Consider the following 203-nt stretch of genomic DNA (forward strand, 5'->3'; position numbering starts at 1 on the left):
ACCGCGTCATATCACTGATGGTATTGGTTTTCTTTTTACTTCCCGTTCGTCACTCGAAGATGAGTTAGATTCCCTTAAAGCTAAAGTTCTTGTTCTAGAACGCCAGTCTCAAAAGCTTGCTAGTACAACCGCAGAGCTGAATCGTTTGCGAGAGTTATTGAATGCTTCTCGCGTTCTTGACGATGGTGTCGTAGTCACCGAAC

General features: G+C 44.3%; 1 pseudogene. It reads left to right on the top strand.

Going from position 1 to position 203, the window contains the following annotated elements:
* A pseudogene (locus tag A3738_RS31010) lies at positions 1–203 on the top strand (rod shape-determining protein MreC); the annotation flags it as partial.

This window comes from Oleiphilus sp. HI0066 (genome assembly GCF_001635725.1).